At 60.7% G+C, this 19,229-nt stretch carries 21 protein-coding genes; 17 read left to right on the top strand and 4 right to left on the bottom strand.

The genetic code is table 11. The features are described 5' to 3' along the window. Window positions 1–317 precede the first annotated feature (317 nt). The 4 genes from AC5RT8_RS16265 to AC5RT8_RS16250 all read left to right on the top strand — a co-directional run bounded on the left by AC5RT8_RS16265 (window position 318) and on the right by AC5RT8_RS16250 (window position 4,482). Window positions 318–1,655, top strand: a complete 1,338-nt coding sequence (locus tag AC5RT8_RS16265) for a ParB/RepB/Spo0J family partition protein (RefSeq protein WP_494096760.1) — start codon at window positions 318–320, stop codon at window positions 1,653–1,655. Window positions 1,656–2,173: 518 nt separating this feature from the next. Further along, complete coding sequence (locus tag AC5RT8_RS16260) at window positions 2,174–2,323, top strand: hypothetical protein (protein ID WP_494096759.1); 150 nt, start codon at window positions 2,174–2,176, stop codon at window positions 2,321–2,323. Window positions 2,324–3,019: 696 nt separating this feature from the next. Beyond that, window positions 3,020–4,072 carry a DUF4192 domain-containing protein gene (locus AC5RT8_RS16255; RefSeq protein ID WP_494096758.1) on the top strand — a complete coding sequence of 351 codons (1,053 nt, stop codon included), beginning with the start codon at window positions 3,020–3,022 and terminating at the stop codon, window positions 4,070–4,072. Between the two features lie 218 nt (window positions 4,073–4,290). Further along, entirely contained in the window at window positions 4,291–4,482 is a 192-nt protein-coding gene (locus tag AC5RT8_RS16250) for a hypothetical protein (RefSeq protein ID WP_494096757.1), read from the top strand. 593 nt (window positions 4,483–5,075) lie between these two features. Here AC5RT8_RS16250 and AC5RT8_RS16245 read toward each other — a convergent pair. Next, window positions 5,076–5,645, bottom strand: a complete 570-nt coding sequence (locus AC5RT8_RS16245; RefSeq protein WP_494096756.1) for a GNAT family N-acetyltransferase — start codon at window positions 5,643–5,645, stop codon at window positions 5,076–5,078. A 508-nt stretch (window positions 5,646–6,153) separates the two neighbouring features. Here AC5RT8_RS16245 and AC5RT8_RS16240 point away from each other — a divergent pair. The 5 genes from AC5RT8_RS16240 to AC5RT8_RS16220 all read left to right on the top strand — a co-directional run bounded on the left by AC5RT8_RS16240 (window position 6,154) and on the right by AC5RT8_RS16220 (window position 8,570). Continuing rightward, window positions 6,154–6,588: a hypothetical protein gene (locus AC5RT8_RS16240; RefSeq protein WP_494096755.1), complete on the top strand. Its 435-nt coding sequence runs from the start codon at window positions 6,154–6,156 to the stop codon at window positions 6,586–6,588. Between the two features lie 678 nt (window positions 6,589–7,266). Further along, window positions 7,267–7,524 (top strand): glutaredoxin family protein, encoded by a 258-nt coding sequence (locus AC5RT8_RS16235; RefSeq protein ID WP_494096754.1) that lies wholly within the window; start codon window positions 7,267–7,269, stop codon window positions 7,522–7,524. A gap of 51 nt (window positions 7,525–7,575) precedes the next feature. Further along, window positions 7,576–8,007, top strand: a complete 432-nt coding sequence (locus tag AC5RT8_RS16230) for a single-stranded DNA-binding protein (protein WP_494096753.1) — start codon at window positions 7,576–7,578, stop codon at window positions 8,005–8,007. Window positions 8,008–8,020: 13 nt separating this feature from the next. Next, a complete protein-coding gene (locus AC5RT8_RS16225) occupies window positions 8,021–8,212 on the top strand; it encodes a hypothetical protein (RefSeq protein ID WP_494096752.1) in 192 nt (63 codons plus the stop codon). Window positions 8,213–8,312: 100 nt separating this feature from the next. Next, complete coding sequence (locus tag AC5RT8_RS16220; RefSeq protein ID WP_494096751.1) at window positions 8,313–8,570, top strand: ParB family protein; 258 nt, start codon at window positions 8,313–8,315, stop codon at window positions 8,568–8,570. A 194-nt stretch (window positions 8,571–8,764) separates the two neighbouring features. Here the strand turns inward: AC5RT8_RS16220 and AC5RT8_RS16215 are convergent, their stop codons facing one another. Next, window positions 8,765–9,580, bottom strand: a complete 816-nt coding sequence (locus AC5RT8_RS16215) for a sugar transferase (protein WP_494096750.1) — start codon at window positions 9,578–9,580, stop codon at window positions 8,765–8,767. A 1,194-nt stretch (window positions 9,581–10,774) separates the two neighbouring features. On the opposite strand from AC5RT8_RS16215, the gene AC5RT8_RS16210 reads away from it, so the two are divergent. The 6 genes from AC5RT8_RS16210 to AC5RT8_RS16185 all read left to right on the top strand — a co-directional run bounded on the left by AC5RT8_RS16210 (window position 10,775) and on the right by AC5RT8_RS16185 (window position 15,118). Next, window positions 10,775–11,017, top strand: a complete 243-nt coding sequence (locus AC5RT8_RS16210; RefSeq protein WP_494096749.1) for a PLD nuclease N-terminal domain-containing protein — start codon at window positions 10,775–10,777, stop codon at window positions 11,015–11,017. 188 nt (window positions 11,018–11,205) lie between these two features. After that, window positions 11,206–11,679, top strand: coding sequence for a hypothetical protein (locus AC5RT8_RS16205; RefSeq protein ID WP_494096748.1), 474 nt, complete (start codon window positions 11,206–11,208; stop codon window positions 11,677–11,679). 630 nt (window positions 11,680–12,309) lie between these two features. Further along, window positions 12,310–12,636, top strand: coding sequence for a histone-like nucleoid-structuring protein Lsr2 (locus AC5RT8_RS16200; RefSeq protein WP_494096747.1), 327 nt, complete (start codon window positions 12,310–12,312; stop codon window positions 12,634–12,636). Window positions 12,637–12,953: 317 nt separating this feature from the next. After that, the gene (locus AC5RT8_RS16195) at window positions 12,954–13,631 is read left to right on the top strand and encodes a hypothetical protein (protein ID WP_494096746.1); all 678 of its coding nucleotides are present in this window, start codon (window positions 12,954–12,956) and stop codon (window positions 13,629–13,631) included. A 325-nt stretch (window positions 13,632–13,956) separates the two neighbouring features. After that, on the top strand, window positions 13,957–14,277 hold the full coding sequence (locus AC5RT8_RS16190) for a TniB family NTP-binding protein (protein WP_494096745.1): 321 nt from the start codon (window positions 13,957–13,959) through the stop codon (window positions 14,275–14,277). A gap of 214 nt (window positions 14,278–14,491) precedes the next feature. Continuing rightward, window positions 14,492–15,118 carry a recombinase family protein gene (locus AC5RT8_RS16185; RefSeq protein ID WP_494096744.1) on the top strand — a complete coding sequence of 209 codons (627 nt, stop codon included), beginning with the start codon at window positions 14,492–14,494 and terminating at the stop codon, window positions 15,116–15,118. Between the two features lie 38 nt (window positions 15,119–15,156). Here AC5RT8_RS16185 and AC5RT8_RS16180 read toward each other — a convergent pair whose 3' ends face one another. Next, window positions 15,157–15,576: a hypothetical protein gene (locus tag AC5RT8_RS16180; protein ID WP_494096743.1), complete on the bottom strand. Its 420-nt coding sequence runs from the start codon at window positions 15,574–15,576 to the stop codon at window positions 15,157–15,159. A 133-nt stretch (window positions 15,577–15,709) separates the two neighbouring features. Here AC5RT8_RS16180 and AC5RT8_RS16175 point away from each other — a divergent pair, with 133 nt between their 5' ends. Then, window positions 15,710–16,639, top strand: a complete 930-nt coding sequence (locus tag AC5RT8_RS16175; RefSeq protein ID WP_494096742.1) for a hypothetical protein — start codon at window positions 15,710–15,712, stop codon at window positions 16,637–16,639. A gap of 169 nt (window positions 16,640–16,808) precedes the next feature. Beyond that, window positions 16,809–17,657: a hypothetical protein gene (locus AC5RT8_RS16170; protein WP_494096741.1), complete on the top strand. Its 849-nt coding sequence runs from the start codon at window positions 16,809–16,811 to the stop codon at window positions 17,655–17,657. Between the two features lie 83 nt (window positions 17,658–17,740). On the opposite strand, the gene AC5RT8_RS16165 is transcribed toward AC5RT8_RS16170, so the two are convergent. Then, a complete protein-coding gene (locus AC5RT8_RS16165) occupies window positions 17,741–19,171 on the bottom strand; it encodes a Shedu anti-phage system protein SduA domain-containing protein (RefSeq protein WP_494096740.1) in 1,431 nt (476 codons plus the stop codon). Window positions 19,172–19,229: the final 58 nt, after the last annotated feature.

The raw sequence follows: 19,229 nt of genomic DNA, 5'->3' as shown, positions 1-19,229 counted from the left end.
TGACCGGCTGCTCCTTCGTCGCATCCGGTGGATGTGTCTACGACGTTTTTTGCTGCTGTCCTTACGGATTATGCGCCCCCGCTCCAGCCTGTCCAGCCCCTCCTGCGTCGGGGCCTGCGGCCTGGAAATTTTCCTGCGGCGCTCCTTCGTCGCTTACTTCCTTCGGAAATTTTCCCTGCCTTGCCCTGCGGGTGGACAGGCTTCCGACGGGGGCAAGCGAGCAAGCTCGCCAGCAGCAAAAAACAACGGGGGAGGGGCCAACTGCTGGACCACCACCACCCTCAAACCCGCACCGCAACCATACGAGGAGCAAGACAATGACTGTTCTGGAACAGATAGACCCGGCCCAGCTGACCATCGACGCGAACGTTCGCGCCGATGCCCAGCTCGACAAAGCGTTCCTGGCCTCCGTCAAGGAACACGGAGTTATCCAGCCCGTCGTCGCCCACCGCACCGAGGACGGCACCCTGCACGTGCTTTACGGCCAGCGCCGCACTCTCGCTGCCGTGGAGAACAAGCTGACCAGCATGCCCGTCTACATCGTGGACAGCCTTACCGAAGCCGACCGGCTGGCCAAGCAGGTCGTGGAAAACGACCATCGGCAGGCACTGACCGATCAGGACCGGGCCGAAGCCTTCCACCAGCTCTCCCTGCTGGGAGTCTCCGCCATCCAGATCGCCCGCAGGACCGGGGCGAAAAAAGCCGTGGTTGATGCGGCCCTGAAAGTCCGCGCCAATGACACCGCCACCGCCGCCCTCGCGGGCGGCATGACGCTGGATATGGCCGCTGTCGTCGAGGAATTCAGCGACGACGAGGACGCGGTAGCGAAACTGGAACGCACCGCCGCCGAGAACCCGCAGAACTTCACCCACACCGCCCAGCGGATCCGGGACGACCGCCGCCGCGCTGCCGAAATCGCAGAGGCCACCGCCGAGGCAGAAGCCCGGGGACTGAAGATCATCACCGAGAACGTCCTCTACTACGACTACAAGGGACCGATCGCCCCGATCGATGCCCTGCGCACCACGGACGGTGAAGCACTCACCGTCGAGGACGCAGATGCCGCATACATCGGCCACAGCTACAGCGGACAGATCAGCACCGTTTACCTGCACACGAACTGGAAAGCCGCCGGATTCACCAAACCCGGAGCGCCCCGCTCCGGTGCCATGACCGAGGAGGAAAAAGCCGAACGGCGGGCAGTGATCGAAAATAACCGGGCATGGGATGCCGCCGAAACCGTCCGGGTCGAGTTCATCAAGACCCTGCTCAAGGCCAGGACCGCCCCGAAGAACGCCCTGCGGTTCATCTCCGAAGCCATGGGCACATGCTCCTACACCGTCGCTGACGGCCTGTCCAAGCACAACGGCTTCGCCGCCGAACTGCTCGGCGGCACCGATGCATTCGGGGAACTGGCCCGGTTGACCTCCAAGCCCGGAGGAAAGCCCGAAATCAACATCCTGGCCATGGTCCTGACCGGCTTCGAAAAGAGCCTGTCCCGCCAGTCCTGGCGGCAGCCTTCCGAGACGGCCCGGACCTACCTCAGCCAACTCGCCGCGTGGGGATACACACTTAGCGATGTGGAGCGCATCATCACCGACCACGGCACCGAACCGGAAGCACAAGACCAGACCGGGGACCCCGAAGCAGGGTAAACAGGCCGGGGGAGAGGGGCCGGAATCCCTACCAGATTGAGGGATTCCGGCCCCTCCGCCGTGGGTCTGGTGGACGCGCAGTGTGTCACGGCGGCGGCCGGGGGAGCGTGTGTGCCCGGGGATCCGTTAGGCGCGCGGGCGGCGGCCTCCGCCGCACCAGCACGGGTACCGCTGCCGGTTCCTGCCGTGCCACCGGCATCAGTCAAACGCCAGGCCAGGCATGCCGGCCGGCGCCGGGGCCAACGTGCGGGCTTCCCCCGAAAACGGCCCTCCGCTGCGCTCCGGACAGAAAACCTCTTTTCCCTTGCTCGGGGCTGGGTATCTCCGTCATACAAGGCCACCGATCGTAGCCGTCCGGGGGCCCGACCCGTCAATCCACGCGCCCGGATGCCTGCACGCGGTCGCTGGAGCTCCCTTATTCCGCGCAGGCACCCGGGCACTCTCCGGGATTGACGGCCCACCCTCGACCGGCTGAATCGGTGGGGCCTCGCTGGCGGGGCAGAAAGGAGGTGCGGCTAATGAGCATCGACATCGCGCTGCAGTTCACTACCGCGGTAGTGCAGCTGGCCACAGCGGTCGTGGCTCTCTTCGCTGCACGGCGTGCGCTCCGAAAGAGCGAACGCCCCCGAGGTGGCACTCGGAGGCGCAGGCGCCGTGCGAAGAAGTAGCTGCACATAACACCCCGGTGGTCGTGACCGCCAAGGCTGCGGCCACCGGGCTCCTTTCACATTAACCCCTCCGAACCGGAAAGGAAACGGCCCATGGAACTGCTCAACCTCATCCTGTCACTGCTCGCCCTGGGCACCGCGATTACTGCCCTGGCAGCAGTGCGGTCCAGGACAAACCGCTGACTGCGAAGGGTGGAGGCCCCGGGATTACAACGGGCCTCCGCCCCCGCCAGCAAGTTCAACCCCCGATCGCGCAGAGGCACAGAAACACGGAAACACGGATTTCTGTGTCTGCGCCGGCTGCTTTCCGGGCCGGGGAAGGCAGCCCTGATACTCGCTCGCTCGCATCAGGGAAGCGGACCTCCGCTAACGCTCCGGATTATGACCGGCTGCTCCTTCGTCGCATCCGGTGGATGTGTCTACGACGTTTTTTGCTGCTGTCCTGCGGATTATGCGCCCCCGCTCCAGCCTGTCCAGCCCCTCCTCCGTCGGGGCCCGCGGCCGGGAAATTTTCCTTCGGCGCTCCTGCGTCGCTTCTATCCTCCGGAAATTTTCCCGCCCTTGCCCTACGGGTAGACAGGCTTCCGTCGGGGGCAAGCGAGCAAGCTCGCCAGCAGCAAAAAACAACGGGGGAGGGGCCAACTGCCGGCATCACCACAGGCCCCGAACCCACACCGCAACCATGAGGAGCGCACCGTGAACAACCACATCAAAGCCACCACTGCCGCCGATATGCTCGCCTTCTTCCCGCACTCCCTCGGCTTCGAGCCGCGCGAATCGTTCGGATTCATCACCCTCGCCGGTGCCAAGACCGGTGCCTCTCTGCGGATGGATGCCCCGGACGAGTCCGTCAACCCGACCGACTACGGGCAGACGGTCACCCACTACCTGCTCTCGGACGAAGCCGCGGACGGGTTCCTGATGTTTGTCTACACCAACGAACCGGCCGCGGACCCGGCCCCCGGCGCCAAGCCGTACAGCGGTTACGCCCGCGCAGTCCGCGCCGAAGCCGAAAAAGGCGGCCTGAGCCTGCGGGGCGGCTGGCTGATTACCGATGCAGGCTGGACCACGTACTTCTGCGAGGACCCGGCCTGCTGCCCGATGCAGCCGCTGAGCAGCATCCGGGACAGCGCCGTGAACGCGGAAATGGTCTACCGCGGTTCCGTGAAGCGGGCCGACCGGGCCACCGTCCCGGCCTTTACCGGCAGTGAGGGCAACTGGGAATACATCTGGGAGAGGGCGGCCCGGTACCCTAACATCGACGGACTGGACTTCAACCACCCGGACATGCGCGAGGCCCGCCGCGCATGGCACGAAGCACTGGGAACGACCCCGGACGAAGCCGACGCGGTGGAGCTGCTGGCAGCCCTGCAATGCAAGCCCCTCCGGGACCGCATCCTCGCCGACGCGATCAGCGCCACCGAGGACCCGGCCACCTACATGCAGGTGATGATCGGACGGTTCGAAGGACAGCCGGACTGGTCCCGCGTGGACGCCACCGAGGACCTGCTGATGCACCTGCTCACCTTTGCACCGGAAAACACACGGACCCCCGTGTTCTGCTTCCTCGGCTGGCTCAGCTGGTACAAGGGCCGGTCCTCCCTCGCCGCCGCGTACATCGCCCAAGGACTGGAAGCGGACCCCACGCACCGGCTGGCACTGCTGCTGATGCAGCTGCTCCGGCTGGGCACACTGCCCGAAGCGGCCAAGAAGCCCAGCACCTCCTACCCGGCATCATTTAGCCGGTAGAAGTACCGGGGGAGCGGGGCCGGAGTCCTACCAAGGGATTCCGGCCCCTGCCGTGTGCCCGCAGAATCCCCTGGGTGCGCGGGCGGCGGCCTCCGCCGCACGCTCCCCCGGCCGCCGCCATGACACGCTGCGCGTCCACACCGCCCGGCCCGGAGCACCAACACCGGCGGCCGGTACAGTGGGCACACCAGGACAGACCCGATCCCAGGACACCACCCATGCCAAACCCGGACCTCACCCATACCTCCGCCATCACCTACCCGCCTGCAGCCGATACCGTGTCGGCTGCCTCCGACACCGCCGCCGAAACGCATCTGGCCCATGCCGCAGCCGCACACCCGCCCGCAGCGGCCGGCCCAGCCGATCTGGTCTGGGCGTCAGAGGAGACCCGCGACGCCCTGGACCGCTAGCACGGCTCAGACGTAGTCCTTGTCCCAGCATGGGACAAGGGCTGGTCCGTCAAATCTCTGCCGGTTTCCGGTTCCTGCTGTCCGCAAGCTCCCAGCAGGGGAAGCGGTCCTTCGCTGGCGCTGCGGCTCTGCCCAGGTTCCTGCTGTCCGCAAGCTCCCAGCAGGGGAAGCGGTCCTTCGCTGGCGCTGCGGCTCTGCCCAGGTTCCTGCTGTCCGCAAGCTCCCAGCAGGGGAAGCGGTCCTTCGCTGGCGCTGCGGCAGTGGTCCGGCACCAGCCCGGGATCACACGGAGGCACAGAAACACAGAAACACAGAAACACAGAAACACAGAAACACGGATTTCTGTGTCTGCGCCGGCGGCTTCCCGGGCCGGTTCCAGGCAGCCCTGATACTCGCTCGCTCGCATCAGGGAAGCGGACCTCCGCTAACGCTCCGGATGGGCCTCCAGCCCGGGATTGGCCGGCTTGTGAGCGGCATGGTGGTTGATTCGGGGGGGGTCTGCGCCGTTGTGGTCGAGCCGGCGGGCTGTTACGCCGACTTCGGTCGTGGGAATGCCGGGCGCGGTCTGCGATGCCTGCCGATTCGCCTGACTCTTAGCTGTTCACCGTGGCATGGAGATGCATGTCATGCCACCCGTCTCCATGTCGAAGGGCACTGTGCTTCACACCCTCCAGCTGGAAGCCGGCTTTTTCCGCAACCTTGCATGAAGCCTCGTTCTGTACCGCGTGAGTGAGTTGGAGACGCTTAAGACCAGCGGAGTAAAAAGCCCAATCGCGAACGGCTGAGACAGCTCGCCCGGCAATGCCGTTGCCTCGAGCTTCGGGAAGGATCCAGTAACCAACTTCCCCATCACCCTCGAACAGATTGATGCGGCTTATTGCGGTGCGTCCAACAACGCTTCCCTGTTGATTACAAACTGCCCAAGTAGCACCTGTTTCCTTATCCCACAGGCCCAGCCAGTGTTTTATAAGCTCTTCCGCCTCCTGCAACTGTTGCATGTCACGGCGGTGCCAGTGCGAGATAGCTGGATCCTGATAGGCGGCAAGAACAGCCTGGCTGTCTGCGGCCACCCAGGGACGAAGGACATACGGATCCATTGCAAGAACGGGTTGTTCGCTGCGGTTAATGGTGCCCCGGGGCAGAAAAGGCTGAATCAGCGTCATCCGTTTACCCTGTCATGCGTGCCGGCGATCGTGGATGAGAATCCGGGGGTGTCGACTTCACGAATGAGATTCCCGAGTCGGCCCTGCCGCTAGAAGAGCTTCCAGTAACCGGTCTGTAAACAGACCGCACACGGGACCCTGATGATCGCTTGCTCGCATCAGGGAAGCGGACCTCCGCTAACGCTCCGGATTATGACCGGCTGCTCCTTCGTCGCATCCGGTGGATGTGTCTACGACGTTTTTTGCTGCTGTCCTGCGGATTATGCGCCCCCGCTCCAGCCTGTCCAGCCCCTCCTCCGTCGGGGCCCGCGGCCGGGAAATTTTCCTTCGGCGCTCCTGCGTCGCTTCTATCCTCCGGAAATTTTCCCGCCCTTGCCCTACGGGTAGACAGGCTTCCGTCGGGGGCAAGCGAGCAAGCTCGCCAGCAGCAAAAAACAACGGGGGAGGGGCCAACTGCCGGCATCACCACAGGCCCCGAACCCACACCGCAACCATGAGGAGCAAGACAATGACCGAGCAGTTCGAGTTCACGACACAGGACACCGGCGAGGCCGTGCGGGCCCCGCAGCTGCCCGCCGATGACCGCACCGGCGACGGATACGACTGGATGGACACCCTCACGAACACCCCGTGGTTTGTTCTGCCCAACTGGGGCAGTGAAGGCTGGGACGCCGGAGCGTGGCCCTACATCATCTTCGCCGTCGCCAAACACTACGACGGGTACAGGTCCACCCTCTACGGGTACGGCCTCTACATCGAAGGCGACACCCACACCCACTGGTTCCGGACAGTGGCCGCCCGCCAGGAAGCCATCACGGCGGCAGTGTTCGACTTCTGGAAGCTGGGACAGTCAGACGGACCGGAGGACCTGCCCAATACCGCCGCCGAACTGCCCGCCCGCTACCGCAGGCCCTACGTTCCCGGACAGGAAACCGTAGAGTAACCCACCAGCCGGCCGCGCCCCTTCCCCCAAGGAGGCGCGGCCGGCCCAGGTCCACAGACACCACGAGCGGCCCTCCGCTGCGCTCCGGCCTGAACATTGCCGCTCCTTCGTCGCGGCGCCTTAGTCCCGCTCCGGCCGGGAACCACCACCGGCCCACCCACCAGCCGGTTCCAGGCAGCCCTGATACTCGCTCACTCGCATCAGGGAAGCGGACCTCCGCTAACGCTCCGGACTATGACCGGCTGCTCCTTCGTCGCATCCGGTGGATGTGTCTACGACGTTTTTTGCTGCTGTCCTTACGGATTATGCGCCCCCGCTCCAGCCTGTCCAGCCCCTCCTGCGTCGGGGCCTGCGCCCGGAAAATTTTCCGACGGCGCTCCTTCGTCGCTAACTTCCTTGAGGAAATTTTCCCGTCCTTGCCCTTACGGGTGGACAGGCTTCCGTCGGGGGCAAGCGAGCAAGCCCGCCAGCAGCAAAAAACAACGGGGAAGGGACAACAACCCAACCAGCGCCACCAGTCCCGAACCATACCCGCTTTCCCCACAAAAACAGGTAGAAAACCCCGAGAATACACGGCAAAAGCGCTGTTTTTTCAGATGAAAAAAGCGGATAATTGAAGCATCACCACAGCAGGGACCGGCGACTAAACCGACGACGAAAACCCGAGGAATGAGTGCCATGGCCATCACCGTCTACACCAAACCCGGGTGCTCACCCTGCAAGCTCACCGTCCGCAAGTTCCAGAGCGCAGGACTGGATCCGCAGGTAGTCGACATCGCCGCTGTCCCGTCAGCCCTGGAGTACATCACCGCCGAACTCGGTTATGCACAGGTCCCCGTCGTCGTGTACGACAAGGACGGAACCGAAGATCATTGGTCGGGACTGAACCCGGACAAGATCAACCAGGTCATCACTCTGGAACAGCGCACCACCTAATCCATAAAACGCAGCACTCCACCCCCACCACACAGAAGGAAGCTGATCACCATGGCAGGCGAACCCACCACCACCATCGCCGGGAACCTCACCGCGGATCCCGAACTGCGCTTCACCCCCAGCGGCACTGCGGTCGCGAACTTCACCATCGCCTCCACCCCGAGGGTCCTGGACCGGCAGTCCAACGAGTGGAAGGACGGAGAAACCCTCTTCATCCGCTGCACCCTTTGGCGTGAAGCCGCGCAGTACGTCGCGGATTCCCTGCGCAAAGGCAACCGCGTCATCGCCGAAGGCACCCTGAAGTCCCGCAGCTTCGAGACCCGGGAAGGGGAGAAGCGGACCGTCATCGAGCTCGAGGTCGAGGAAATCGGTGCCTCGATGCGCTACGGAGCAGTCAAACCCGCCCTTCGGAGCAGCACGGCCGCAGAAGCCGCGCCGGCCAGCAGCGCACCCGCTGACGAGTCCTGGTCCGCCCCGGCCTGATAGAAACACGCCAGTGCCAGGGAAAACCGTTGAGCTGGAGGTAGGTGGAGAGCATGACGTGTTCGTGCTCTCCACCGCCCTGGCCACCCTCCGGGACGAATACCTTTACCGCGCCGGGGATCCCACCGAGGTCACCGGCGCCCCGTACCTGGCATGGGCCGCCGCGGCCGAAAGCCTGCGGCTGCAGATCCAGGACAAATGCTGATGCTTCGTGATGTACCCGGCCGGCCCGCCGTCCAAACACTAACCAGGCCGGGCAGCGCCATAGACTCGGTGGATACACCCGACCCCGACGGATACAGGTAATGAGTAAGCAGAAACCGGCCGGCTTCACCCCCTACTTCAGCGTCGAGGACGCCGACCAGGTCCGCGCAGCATTCCTCGCCGCCGGTCAGGCCGAAGGATACAAATCTGTGTCAGACTTGATCGAAGCAGCAGTGCTCCGAGAGGTGCGGCGCCTGCAGCGCAAGCACAACAAGGGCAGGAAATGGGATCCGGTACAGGCCGGCGCCCTCCGCCCGGGCCGACGGACCCTCAAGGAAGAGGGCCGCCAGACCCCATAGATTTCCTTCGTGGTTGCGGAGGATAGCAAGAACGGAAGCGGGAACCGTGTGGTGCGGTTCCCGCTTCCGCCCTTTAACGGCCCCATGAACCCGGACCTAGGTATGAGCAGACAGTGTGCTCTTGACGAGCTTTGTTCCCGCATGGCGGAGCGGAAGGGATGATCGCTAGCGACGTCAACGTAGCTATTTCATTATCAATAGGACCCTGTTCTCCGCAGAGAGTAGAGAATAACCCGGAACATGAGCGTTACATCTAGGACGAGGCTCCAGTTCTCTGCGTAGTAAATGTCAAGCCTTTTAGAATCGCTCCTGCTAAGAGTAGCCCGTCCTATAGCCCACAGCCCCGTGATCCCAGGTTTCAGTACGAGGTCGGAGCGCTCCCAACCGCCATGAATATACTCGCTTTCCAAACGGGGCCGAGGACCGACAAATGACATATCGCCGCGTAAAACATTGAAGAGCTGAGGGAGCTCATCGATCGAGTACCGGCGAAGGAATCTGCCTATCTTGGTAATCCGAGGATCCTGCTCTAGAAGGAATAGTAGGTTATGGCCCCTTGGGTCGAAAACAACCCGTTCATCCATAGTCCGGAATTTAAGCATCCGGAATTTCTGCCCGTCAACTCCTATTCGTTCTTGACGAAAAAGCGCCGGGCCGGGAGAATCCAGCTTTATGAGAATGATAAGAAGAATAAATATGGGCAAAAGGACTATAATTCCTAGGAGCGAAAGGATGATATCCATGGCTCGTTTTAGAGCTAAGGTCGCTCTAGTTGGAGCTGGGATCCCTTCGAGAAGTTGACGCGCACGAGAAATATCTCGATCGGTGACGCCAAAGAGGAATCCCATCCTGCTCCTGGGCTCGATTTTTTCTGCCGCATCTCTCCAACGATGGTAATTCTCCAGGGAGGGCCCTTGGGGCGTTTCTTGTTCCTCTTCCTCTTGAGGATCTTTGGCAAAATCCTCTTCCAGGAATGCTATGTATTGTTGTGCGGCCGAAAGAGAAGACATTGGCAGTATCCTCCTTACTGAGCGGCGACTATGATGGCGATTGCCGCGGTTCCCGCAGCCTGAATCCAAAAAAATAAATCTGACCGGCCCAGGGCCTGCTTATTTGCCTCAATCGTTAGGATTTTTGCATCAAGCAACTGGCCATTAGGTTCATTATCGTTGCTCCAGCTAGTCAGCGTCACTGGTGTAGGTCCTGGCGCGAGCCTACAGGTCCCTAATAGCAAGACGCCCACAATGACTGTGCCCGCTACGAGCCATACGACAGGGCCGGCCAGCGGTGCTTGTCCGACTTGGAGCGGTCCAATCAGAAGAGTGCATACGGCAATCAGGATACCTGCCCTCGTCGCCAGGGCATCAGAGTGTATGCGTTGCTGCGCAAGCTGCCTGTCAGTCTCGGCGTGCAGTTGATCGACGGCCATCTACTATTCTCAGTTCTCCTCGGACACTTTCTAGAATCATAGGCTTAGCCGGAGGCTGTCCTATGAAAAGGGCAAGGCTCCTCGGAAACTCCCGCGTCCGGTGCACCCAGGTGTCCGCGCTGAAGCCAGAGCGTACACGAATACGACGGAACTCGAGACACCGGCGATCAGGCATGTCATGGGCGGTGGGGGACTATTGGACATCGAAACTACTGACCCATGCATCGGCGGGAAGGTCGGGCTGCCCAGGCACCTCGCGATGTTCCACCTTCCAGCTAGTATCAGTCTCAGCGGCCACGCTCATCCAGAACTGAGACGCCACAGGATTACTGACTGGAACGCCACTGACCCGCGGCCCGGATGCGTAGTCATACGAAAAAACCTCCACCCGGTTGGGCGGAGGTTCTGATGGGAACAGTCTATCGCTCTCCGCCGACCCATCCCATTAGATCTCGCCGAAGCTGCCGGTTGTGTGATTGCACGGGCGGTCGTCGACTTCGGAAACTGACAGATTCTGAGTCCGCTAAACGGGAGACGTGGTGAGCTCTCACATCGGTGCACGGAAACGATCCTTTCTGAGCAGCCCGACCACAGGCCATCCGCGATTTACAGATCTTGTTACCCAGCTGGGGTCGGCGATAGCTGTCCCGTAGGGGATCCCTTTGGAAACTCGAGATCAGCGCCTAGGTTGGAGATGGCGTCCGTATCTCGCGGGCCCAAAAAAAGGGGGACTGTAGTGCTGGTAAGGACAGCAGCTGAAGGCGCAAATCCGATCGTGCCCACTCAGTGGGAGTTCACCGTTCTAGGGATTGGCCTGCTTGCACTGCTCCTCTTTGTAGCGGCTGTCATCGGTATTGCGCGCTCTCACCATCTCACCGGCACCGCACAGGCGCTCTGGGTACTCGTGGTGCTTGCCTTCCCCGTGATCGGTTCGCTTCTCTGGTTCCTCATCGGTCGCCGGGCTGATACCTCCCCAAGCCGCGACGCCGGTCGCAACCCGGCGAAAAGTGCCAGGTAAGGCCTTGCCAGAATGGATCTTCGTCCTCACTGCTATCTAGCCACATCGCCGACGTAGCGGTGGAGGATCCTTCAACGGACGTTTTGCGAACTAGTCAAATGCTCTTTTAGGTATGGCGTGAGCGTCCGCGCCTCACGACGCCTGACATGATGATGTCTCCAAATACATCTAGACGTGAAGAGGTCACTGTGGCTACCCAGTCGGAGGTCTTTCGTCAGGGCGCGCCGGTAGGGATTCGCATCCTAGGTGCCGTCATCGTTATCGCGTGTCTCAGTGGCGCGATACTCGGGTTGACGGCGGCCAACGGTGATTTGGGGATTCTTATTCCTATCTCAGGCCTGTTAGTCGGTGCCGCGCTTGGGGTCGCAATCAGCGTTAGCAACATTGCTGTCTCGGTCGACGGACGGCAGATCGCCGTCGGCCTTTGGCCGCTGTACGGGCGCACACTGACACACGAAGAGATCGCTTCGTGCTCGTTAGTTGAGAATGTTCACCCGGTCAGATTCGGCGGTACAGGCTATCGACGGGTCCCTGGGGGCCGCATCGGACTGCTCTGGTCGGGTGGGACCGGTGTCGAAATCGTGACCACCGAAGGCCAACGCATCACTGTGGTCCTGGATCACGCGGAGGAACTCCATGCCGCCCTGACTCGGATCTCCTGAGACTGTCTGCCCTTGAGTCCTTCCCTATATGTTCCCAAGATAGGTTCCCAAGAGTTTGAGAACTTCAGAACCAGCCGTATGCCGGGCTTACTAATCGCCATCGGATGTTTCCCTTCAAGAGATCCATGCTTGCCGATACCGTCCCGTAAGCCGGTCCTTTAGCGCAACGTGCTGCCACCACTTCCCCTCCGGGAACGTCGCCATGTCGCTGCCGGCACTGAGAATTACATATACCCCGCCCGCGAAAAGGCCCGGTGAGGGTGGTCCAAATGCCACGGTCAGCGCTGCTGCAAGAGCGTGCACGAATACGATCGTTATCGTGCCCTGCCCTTGCCAGCGTGGGCATCCTCCAGTCGTTCGTGCTGTATGCGGCTAATTTTGCACGGAAGGCTGAACGGATCCTTCCTGAACGAATATTGCATCCAAGATGGGTTTCGTGCGCCCTTGATGGGGCATCCCCGACTCCCTGGCGGCTGACACTGGTCCCGTTTACTTCAGAGGCACCGGGGAGAGTTGGCGGATATGCGGTTGAGGTAAGGGCACTTATTTGCAGACTAGAGTAGGTAGGTTGGTTTCGCGGTGGGGGCGGAGTTCACGCCCTGATATTCCTTCAATGCTTAGGCGGCAAGCATGGCACAGCGCGTACAGGTACAGCTTCTCGATGACATCACCGGCGAAGAAGCCGCAGAGACCATCACCTTTGGCCTGGATGGTGTCTCCTATGAAATCGACCTTTCCGCGGACAACGCCCACCAGCTGCGCGACGAGCTAAGCATTTACTTGGAAAAGGGCCGCAAAGTGCGCGGCAGCGCGGGGTCGCAGCAGCGCTCTAGGACTTCTTCACGGGATGAAACCCGCCGTATCCGTGAGTGGGCGGAGAAGAACGGTTACAGCCCCAGCAGTCGGGGGCGGATCAGTAAGACCATCATCGAGGCGTACCAGGCAGCCAACTCCTAAAGAGGTCGGCTCGCTGTCGTCCTTGGCCTTGGAAAGCCTCCCACGGCTTTCCCCGCACCTTCGCCTGTCAATAGGCCTATACACTCATTGACGGTCGTATTGTCATAGTTTTCCGGGGGGATAGTTTGAAAAGTTCGAAGCTTGCCGTTGCCGTATTTGTTCTTTCGATGGCGTTAGCCGGTTGTGCGGGGGAAAGCAGCCAGGCAGGAGAGCAGGGGAACCAGCAGGCCTCTCCTTCGGCTTCTCCGTCCCCCACTCCCACGCTGGATCCCTTGGAGCGTCTTCCTGAGCGGCCCTTCGGACTTGATCCTGTCAAAATGGCAGCTGACCCTGCGTCCTACGGTATCGAGTGGGAAACGACCGGAAACCGGGCCGACGCGGCAGAGGCAATCAGGACGTTCCTGCAGGCAAAATGGGTGGAGGACGAGCGCGATGTCAGCGTCGCCGGCCCTGATGTGGAACAACTCGAGGCCAGCATCAATGACAGCCGTTACTTCATCACGATGGTTACCCTTCCCTCCGTGCTGGAGAAGGGGCAGCAGGGCCTGGACTTCGCGCGTGCCCTGGAAGCGGATCCGGCCGCGGAATTCCCCGGCAAGGAGGCGCTGTACTACCCGCTGCACAACGCAGTGGTTGCGGGACCGGACACTGAGGACTCTGATCAAATCGCTGAGGACCTCCGGAAGGAGTGGCCGGATTTGAACCCCAACGAGCTTGTGTGGGTGAGCGATCTCGAGGGAGATGGAAAGCGCACTCCGATTGATCCCGCGGCCGAGGTGGAGACAGCGGTCGAAATCAACCGGATTGAGGATCCCGACCCGGCGAGTTATGGAGATTTCGCAATCCACGCCACGATCCACTACTTAGTAACGCTGATGGATGGACGGAAGGCTGAAGCGACCAATAACTCGCAGTTCTGGATGAAAAATGAAGACGGGCGCTGGAAGATTAATGGCTACCACAACGATGCGGCCACGCTCACGGCCAAACGATAGCGGGCCGTGCCTGCTGCCGTGAGGGGCAGGTGCCAGTTGCGCCGGCTCCAGGGCGCCCGGTCGCGTGAGCTCAATCCCTTGGATCCTGCACGTTGATTTGATCTCGACCAATCCATTGCGGATGTCAGGCAGCCCTGCCTGCCTGGCCCTGCTTCTCAACGATCGTCAGGACGGTCCAGGAACGCAGATACGGCCAGCACCCGTTGAGCCGGGACGCTCTCTTCCACCAAGCGTTCAAGCTGGGATCGTTCCTGAACCTGTCTTCCACAGCAACTTTTCTGGATGCTCTGCTAGTGCTGGGATTAAAAGCGTCATCCTCATCGGAATGCCCGGCATCGAAAAGCGACTCGCCCGCTATCCCCAGCTCTACAGCCGCATCGGCTACGCCCACGAATACCGGCCCCTGACACCCGACGAACTCACTGCCGTCCTCACTCATCGACACCCCACCACAGCGAACACAGCAGCTGACGGAATCGCCCACACCACCGCCATCGCGGCCATCGTCCGCATCACCGGCGGCAACTTCCGCCTCGTCGACCGGCTCCTCACCCAGATCGCACGCACCCACTGGTTGAACAACCTCGACACCCTCACACCCGAGCTCGTCGACGCAGCCCGAGAAGCACTCATCATCGGCCACTAAACTCTGTGAAAACCGTGCCACTTATCGTTGCAACTCATACGGCACGGCTTGTATCACGCGAGTGCCTTGTATCCCACGGGATAGAAGACGTTCACGTGAGACAGTGCACCTGCCTCGCCACACCAGCAAGGTTGGTGTCTCGTCACTATGTGTTGCAACCTACTGCTAGCTTTAGTGACATGATGATCGGTTACAAGACACTGTCGAGGATTCCGTGGGAAAAGTGATTGGGTATGCCCGGGTTTCCACCAAGGCCCAGGATCCGGATCGGCAGATTATGGACCTGCTGGCGGCTGGCGTGCGTCGCGATGACCTTTACATCGACCACGGCGTCAGCGGAGCCAGAGCGTCCCGCCCGGGATTCATGCGGGCCTTGGAAGCACTTCACGAGGGTGACACCTTGGTGATAACCACCCTGGACCGGCTCGGTCGGTCCACGGTGAACATGCTCGGTTTGTCCGAGGATCTGAAGGCCAGGGGAGTGAATCTGCGGGTGTTGAACCTCGGCGGGGGAAACGTGGATACCGGCACCCCGATGGGATCCATGGTCTTTACTGTCATGGCTGCTTTGGCTCAGATGGAGCTGGAGATCAAACGGGAACGTATTAACGACTCCGTCTCCAAACGTAGGGCGGCAGGCAAAGACCTTGGGGGGCGGCGGGTGCAGTTTAGTGACAGTCAAATCCGCAACGCCCGGCGACTCATTGAAGCGGGGGAGCCGGCTGTCCACGTTGCCCGCGACCTGGGCATGTCCCGAGCTACTCTTTACCGGCGTATGGCTGAACTCGATGCCAAGGAATGGGTAAGCACCCAGGGGCAGATGCAATCAGGAAGTCGTTGAGGCTCGGCAACACGTCGCTATCCGGTATGTTGACGCGATTAGGGCACGTAAAATTCACGAGGCTCACTGGCTTGAACCGAGAGCGCACCGCCCGGTCCGTTGCCGCCCACCGTGTGCGCGTATGGCTTGCCCGATCCGTGATTCCTGCCTGCGCAGGCGCATTCACATAGCCATGCTTTCTCAGGATTGCCACGGTCCCAACACTGCTCAACGCACTTATCGACCCCACCGTGCTGGATGACCTTGACCCGCCCGTAGCGTTTAGCCAGCCCGAGAATGACCGTGTTCGTGTGAGTCCGCGCCACGGACCAGACGCCACCGTTGTACTTCACCTGCCCCTTGCGCGATGCATTGAACATTTCACCCAGGATCAAATAGCCGGCACCCTTGCCCTCATAAGGAAGATTTAGGATCTCTGTCCGTTCTGCAGGTTGGATGACCACAGTTACATCGCTCATGAGTAGAGGGTAGGGTGTGATTCTTCCGGCAGCCAATCGTCTCGCTTGGGGTCGAGCCGGGGGACGCGACAGAAAAACGTTAACCGGCGTGTCGCCATTTCTTCATTCCGGCTGCCCGCCGCACGCTTGGGATATGAACCAGAAACCGAAGGGCCGGGCTGTCCCCTCTATTCAGTCTGCAGCTTCACAGCACATGGTGCAGATGACGGGGGCGGCGGAGACTGCGCAGCGGTATACCAGCCAGATCGCGCAGATGACGGGGGCGGCGGAGACTGCTCAGCGGTATGCCAGCCAGATCGCGCAGATGACGGGGGCGGCGGAGACTGCGCAGCGGTATGCCAGCCAGATCGCGCAGATGACGGGGGCGGCGGAGACTGCGCAGCGGTTCGCGGCGGAGGCTTTGCAGACCACCGGAGCAGCAGCTTTGGTGGAACGGTATGCAACGCAGCTCGCACAGATGACAGCCGCGCCGTTGGCGGATTTGAGCTGGGTTATGAAAATGTCCTTTTTCCCGGCGGCGGATCTAACGCGGGCACTGGATTGGTTGCCTTCCAGGTTGCTAAACCGGGATACAACTGAATTGTTCAAGCCGTTACTGGAGAGCACAAAATCTGGACTCCCAGAAGGGGCGACTGATGCTTTGGCGTCTTGGGCGGAGGAACGACTTACAGGCACCGGGACAGCCACTCCTGAGCGGTTCGCAGAAATTGCAGAAACATTCGCAGACGTAGAGCTGGACGAGGAAACCGAGCGGCAGCTTGAACATCTGGCGCAGGACAAAACGGGCCTTATGGCGATCGTGAACTCTTGGGGTCTTCGGCTCATCCCCAAGACGCGTGCAGATGTCTTGGCACTTGCAATACTCGGAGGCTTTACCGCCTTCATGCTCCTGTTCGTGGGGCTATTGGCGGCTCCGGTGCTGACCGGATTCATCGTCACGAGTATCGGAGGAGGGGTAGCAACCGGGCAAAGGATCTACGGGATGTCGATAAAGTACACTCCTGCGGCCCGTGCGCAACTCGATGCAGCAACGGGGCCTAGCGATGAAGGGCAGACGGATTAGCTTCCTGGGTGGAATCCGCCGAGGTTTTCTCCGCACACGGGATTCTCATTATTTCCCGGGGCTCCGTCTCGCTGTCGGTGCACAGGACCAATCACCTTCTTCAGCGTCAGTTTGCTGGGCCGAGATGAAGGAGGTTTGAGACGATGAAGTTCGAGGAAAGGTACTGGACATGGCAGACCAGGAGGAAGTCGAGAGGCGGTATCGCGCGGTCTTGGAAGCATTCGTAGTGCGGAGCAGGCGGGTAGATGCCCACTCTCTCATGACCGATCCCGAGAAAGTCCTTGCGATGTCCCAGGGCGAAATGAAGCTGCAACTAATCCCTCGGAGCGGGGAGAGGTTTCTAGTGCAGGATCTTCCCAGCGAGGAGGTTCTGGAATCTGCCGCAGCGCGACTCCGGCCGTTGATCCTCAACGAAGATCCCGTCTACTGGGGGAAAGCCCTGAAAGCTCTCGGTTACTTCCTCCGGGACAACAATGATCCAGAGATTCAAGGATCCTTTAGGGAGCTTAAGGATCGTTGGCGGAAACGGGTAGACACACAACCTGGCAAGGCTCGCGCGTACTTCCTACAACTGAAGCGAGGCGATGACGCTCCTACGTCCACTATCGTGGACTCAGATTTAGGTATGGCGTGGTTCTATGGCGATGTCGTCCACGCTGATGCAGGGCGGCGTGAAGTTGGTGCCGTGTATGGCATCAAGGAGCGATACAGGGCCGCTGCGCTGCTCATTTCCAATGTTCTCGTGTGCAATCGCATGACCTTGAATTTTATTCGCCAGCTGCACGAGCGAGGACTACTTGAATTGGATGGGGAGGCCTTCTCAGAAGAAGTGGTGGTAATGGATACCTGCTTCAGGACGGCGGCCGAGTTCTATGTAGGAGCGCCCGGGACTGAGATGCCCAAGGACATCACGGGATCCATTCCAGAAGGTTTCGAGCAATTCGATCCTATAAAACACCTCCCGGGAGGGAAGGGTCCTGCAGCAGGCGCAGCAGCTTCCTCCAATGAAGTTCCCTAGTAAAAGCCGGACAGCGCACGGAGGGAGATGGCGGGGACCTCTCCCTCCATCTTCCGTCAGCTCGCGGAGCCCCTCTTTGGATCTCAGTTGCACCCTTCCGGCCCATAGTTTGAGGAGGAATCCTGACTGGGGGCGGTATTGAGAGCCTTACGCAGCTGCTTCAGCCGCTCCAAGACTTCGTCGAAGGTAAGTACCGTCACGTTACTCAGACCTCTACGGTAGCGGCTGAACGATTCACGTTTTTCTTCGGTGAGCGACGAGACTCTTCCGGTGATCACCACGCCGTGTAGTTCATTCACCGTGTTGAAACCAGATCCCGAAAACAACACCATGGCGTACTCAGCGGCCGACGCCATTTGCGATTGAACCTGCGCGACGGGTCCCCCCAGATCATCGTGTGGACTGTAGACCGCGCTGGAGTCTTTCCCGCGGTAGGGGGCGGATCTCATCAAAGCCGCCCCGGGCGTCTTGATCTCCACCAGGACCACAGAATGGGTGAGCGGGTTCGCGCACAGAAAGTCGGTGATCCGAGATCCGCTGCCGTCGAAACCTTGAGTCTTCACCGTTGCCTGTTCACGTTCGACGACCAGAGGCGTGGAGAGGATGAGCTGGAGAGCGAAATGGTTGTTGCCAAAGAAGTTCTGCCAGTGGGGCTCGCTGTTGGCTTTCGAACCCAGGTTTGATTCGAATTCGGCGATGAGGGCGTCTAAGGACACTAGCTCGATGTCGTCACGCAGCCTAATGAGGCGCTGTGGATCTTCTTTAGCGATCTTCGGCGCGGCGTTCGTTACCGCGTCAGCGAGGGTGACCCGGTCCTCAGTGGTGGTCACGTGCCCTGTGGCCACCTCTTCGGTGATCAGCCGGATCACCGGGTGCTTGGTGTACTTCGGATCCACATTCTCCGAATGGAGCAAGCCCTTGAATGCGTTGTGCGCTTCGGCGTCGTTAACTCGTTGAACCGCAGACTGCCCACGACCCCGGTTGCGTTCCACGGCCGCACGGTATCGCTCAAAACGTTGGAGCGTGACACGGTAGGTCGATCCATCCGGAGAGGTACCTTCATCTCCCATCTGTAGAAAACGGACGACGGTGCACTCGGTATTGTCTTCGATTTCCTTAACGAATCCCCTGTAGCTCTTGTTTATGCCAAGACCGAAAGCGTAAGTGGAGTTGAAGCCCTTCGGTAGACCTGCCACTTGAAGGAGAAAAAAGCGGTCATTCTCGTAGCTGTGATCGCTGATGGACCATTCCGGAAGTTCGACCTGGAGTTCTTTGATCTGGCCCCTATTGCCGCTCGGAAAGATCCGCATCAGCTTTTCCCCCATCCGGTAGCGGAGGGCCTCGTACGGAACCGCGTCACGTTGGTTTCCGATGTAGGTCACCACGAATTCATCCTCGTCGCTGATGCACTCAAGTCGGCCCGAACTATCGGTCCTTTCGACTTCGGCAGCCTCGGCGGCGTCAAATGCCAGCTCCGGTTTAACGGGGCTTTCACTAAATGGATTCGTGAGCATATTGGTCCCCCTGATGGTGTCCGTCCTAGCGTTTAGCTTAGGTACCCAAAATTCTCCC

The sequence above is a fragment of the Arthrobacter sp. Ms25 genome (assembly GCF_059090365.1).
This window is presented reverse-complemented; position numbering and strand designations above follow the sequence as displayed.

What these genes read in the sequence shown, in the direction of transcription:
- AC5RT8_RS16265 (WP_494096760.1), top strand. Translation starts at nt 318, where the DNA reads ATGACTGTTCTGGAACAGATAGACCCGGCCCAGCTGACCATCGACGCG.
- AC5RT8_RS16200 (WP_494096747.1), top strand. Translation starts at nt 12,310, where the DNA reads ATGGCACAGCGCGTACAGGTACAGCTTCTCGATGACATCACCGGCGAA.
- AC5RT8_RS16220 (WP_494096751.1), top strand. Translation starts at nt 8,313, where the DNA reads ATGAGTAAGCAGAAACCGGCCGGCTTCACCCCCTACTTCAGCGTCGAG.
- AC5RT8_RS16215 (WP_494096750.1), bottom strand. Translation starts at nt 9,580, where the DNA reads ATGTCTTCTCTTTCGGCCGCACAACAATACATAGCATTCCTGGAAGAG.
- AC5RT8_RS16250 (WP_494096757.1), top strand. Translation starts at nt 4,291, where the DNA reads ATGCCAAACCCGGACCTCACCCATACCTCCGCCATCACCTACCCGCCT.
- AC5RT8_RS16235 (WP_494096754.1), top strand. Translation starts at nt 7,267, where the DNA reads ATGGCCATCACCGTCTACACCAAACCCGGGTGCTCACCCTGCAAGCTC.
- AC5RT8_RS16195 (WP_494096746.1), top strand. Translation starts at nt 12,954, where the DNA reads ATGGCAGCTGACCCTGCGTCCTACGGTATCGAGTGGGAAACGACCGGA.
- AC5RT8_RS16170 (WP_494096741.1), top strand. Translation starts at nt 16,809, where the DNA reads ATGGCAGACCAGGAGGAAGTCGAGAGGCGGTATCGCGCGGTCTTGGAA.
- AC5RT8_RS16240 (WP_494096755.1), top strand. Translation starts at nt 6,154, where the DNA reads ATGACCGAGCAGTTCGAGTTCACGACACAGGACACCGGCGAGGCCGTG.
- AC5RT8_RS16180 (WP_494096743.1), bottom strand. Translation starts at nt 15,576, where the DNA reads ATGAGCGATGTAACTGTGGTCATCCAACCTGCAGAACGGACAGAGATC.
- AC5RT8_RS16230 (WP_494096753.1), top strand. Translation starts at nt 7,576, where the DNA reads ATGGCAGGCGAACCCACCACCACCATCGCCGGGAACCTCACCGCGGAT.
- AC5RT8_RS16190 (WP_494096745.1), top strand. Translation starts at nt 13,957, where the DNA reads ATGCCCGGCATCGAAAAGCGACTCGCCCGCTATCCCCAGCTCTACAGC.
- AC5RT8_RS16245 (WP_494096756.1), bottom strand. Translation starts at nt 5,645, where the DNA reads ATGACGCTGATTCAGCCTTTTCTGCCCCGGGGCACCATTAACCGCAGC.
- AC5RT8_RS16165 (WP_494096740.1), bottom strand. Translation starts at nt 19,171, where the DNA reads ATGCTCACGAATCCATTTAGTGAAAGCCCCGTTAAACCGGAGCTGGCA.
- AC5RT8_RS16175 (WP_494096742.1), top strand. Translation starts at nt 15,710, where the DNA reads ATGAACCAGAAACCGAAGGGCCGGGCTGTCCCCTCTATTCAGTCTGCA.
- AC5RT8_RS16260 (WP_494096759.1), top strand. Translation starts at nt 2,174, where the DNA reads ATGAGCATCGACATCGCGCTGCAGTTCACTACCGCGGTAGTGCAGCTG.